At 68.8% G+C, this 2,175-nt stretch carries 2 protein-coding genes; both read right to left on the reverse strand.

Features of this window, described 5'->3' with window-relative positions; all coding sequences use genetic code 11:
* Positions 1 to 480 (reverse strand): GNAT family N-acetyltransferase (locus XINFAN_RS20150; RefSeq protein ID WP_148087160.1); only part of this gene is annotated, 480 nt, incomplete at its 3' end.
* Positions 481 to 591: 111 nt separating this feature from the next.
* Positions 592 to 1,854, reverse strand: coding sequence for a phosphoribosylamine--glycine ligase (purD, locus tag XINFAN_RS20155; protein WP_124088656.1), 1,263 nt, complete (start codon positions 1,852 to 1,854; stop codon positions 592 to 594).
* Positions 1,855 to 2,175: the final 321 nt, after the last annotated feature.

A 2,175-nucleotide genomic window follows, 5' to 3' on the forward strand; every position in this document is an offset into this window, starting at 1 on the left:
CGCCCGGACCACGCGGCCGGTCACGCCCGCCCAGGCCCCGGGTTTCAGCTCCAGCCCCAGCACCCGGTCGGGGTTGGTGGGGGGCGGCATTTCTACCCCCTCCAGCCTGTAAAAGCCGAAGCGGTTGTAATAGGGCGCATCGCCCACCAGCAGCACCCGCTGCCAGCCGAGGCGGCGGGCCTCGGCCAGGCTTTCGCTGATCAGAAGCGCGCCCAGCCCCTCGCCCTGATGGGTGGGATGCACCGCGACCGGGCCGAGCAGCAGAATGTCGTCCTGGCCCACTTTCGCGGGCCAGTAGCGGATCGCGCCGGCGAGATTGCCCTCGCCGTCGCGCAGGCACAGGCAGAGCGCGGCGATGGTCGGCACGCCGTCGCGCAGCCGGTAAGAGGAAAGCGCGGTGCGCCCCGGCGCGAAACAGAGGTCGTAAAGCGCCTCGACCTCCCACCAGTCGGCCGCGGTTTCTTCTTCAAGCCGATACACCTGCCCGCATCCTCATGGCTGGTTGGCTGGCGGCTCGTTGCCGCCGGGCCGCGTCGCATGCGCCCGTAACATGCGAATATGACAGGCGCAAATCCGGGGCGCGGCGCAGGGTCAGAGCGCGCGCCAGCCGATGTCGCGGCGGCAGAAACCGCCGGGCCAGTCGATCCGGTCCACCATCGCATAGGCGGCGTCGCGCGCCTCGCGCAGGTTGGCGCCGCGGGCGGTGACGTTGAGCACCCGCCCGCCGGTGGCGGTGAGCGCGCCGTCCCGCGCGGCGGTGCCCGCATGGAACACCTTGTGCGAGGTGTCGTCGGGCAGCGTGCCGAGACCGCGGATCTCCGAGCCCTTTTCGTAAGCGCCTGGGTAGCCGTTCGCCGCCATCACCACGGTCAGCGCATGGTCGTCGGCCCAGTTGACCTTTGCAGGGCCAAGCCGCGCATCGGCGCAGGCGATCATCAGATCCAGCGCCTGCGCGCCAAGCCGCATCATCAGGACCTGCGCCTCGGGGTCGCCGAAGCGGCAGTTGTATTCGACAAGCCGCGCGCGGCCGTGTTCGATCATCAGCCCGGCGTAGAGGACGCCCTGATACGGCGTGCCGCGCTTCGCCATCTCGCGGATCGTCGGCAGCACGATCTCTTGCAGCGCCTGGCTCTGGATCGCATCGGTCAGCACCGGGGCGGGGGAATAGGCACCCATGCCGCCAGTGTTCGGGCCGGTGTCGCCGTCGCCCACGCGCTTGTGATCCTGGGCGGTGCCGATGGGCAGCGCGGCGGTGCCGTCGGTCAGGATGAAGAAGCTGGCTTCCTCGCCCGCCATGAATTCCTCGATCACCACCTCGGCTCCGGCGGCGCCGAATTCGCCGCCGAACATGTCGTCCACCGCGGCCAGCGCCTCGGCGAGGGTCATGGCGACGATCACCCCCTTGCCGGCGGCCAGCCCGTCGGCCTTGACGACGATCGGCGCGCCCTTCTCGCGGATGTAATCCTTCGCGGGCTCCGCAGAACCGAAGCGCGCCCAGGCGGCGGTCGGCGCGCCGCAGGCATCGCAGATCTCCTTGGTGAACGCTTTCGAGCTTTCCAGCCGCGCGGCCTCCGCCGAGGGGCCGAAGGTCAGGATCCCTGCCGCGCGGGTGGCATCGGCGACGCCCGCCGCCAGCGGCGCCTCGGGGCCTACGATGACGAAATCGATGGCGTTGTCTTCGCAAAAGCCCACGACTTTTGCCGGGTCGAGGATGTCGAGGCTGGCGCATTCCGCGAGGTCCGCGATGCCGGCATTGCCGGGGGCGACGATCAGCCGGTCGCATTTCGGGTTCTGCCGCACCGCCCAGGCCAGCGCATGTTCGCGCCCGCCGCTGCCGAGGATAAGGATGTTCATCTGGCCGCGCGCCCCCGTGTCGCTGAAGTTCCCGCGCCTGATAGAACCCGCGGGCGCGGCTGGCAAGCGGCGAGGGGGCGCCGCCCCCGTCCCCGTGCCGGGGACTCCCCCGGGGTATTTGGATCAGGGTGAAAGGGCTTTCACTTTGGCGGAAATACTCCCGCCGGGATTATATTTCTGGCTTTGCATGTATATGAAATCCATGCGTTGCGAAGCGTTCTGGCTAGGCTCAGGACCCATTGATTTCAGGACCTTGGCATGATTCAGGCCCCGCAAGGAGACCTGAATCATGAGCAACCTTTACTGGCTTTCCGACGCCCA

It is taken from the genome of Pseudogemmobacter humi (assembly GCF_900609055.1).
GTDB classification, from domain to species: Bacteria; Pseudomonadota; Alphaproteobacteria; order Rhodobacterales; family Rhodobacteraceae; genus Pseudogemmobacter; species Pseudogemmobacter humi.

Coding starts and splice junctions, on each gene's coding strand:
- purD (WP_124088656.1), bottom strand. CDS start 1,854: ATGAACATCCTTATCCTCGGCAGCGGCGGGCGCGAACATGCGCTGGCC.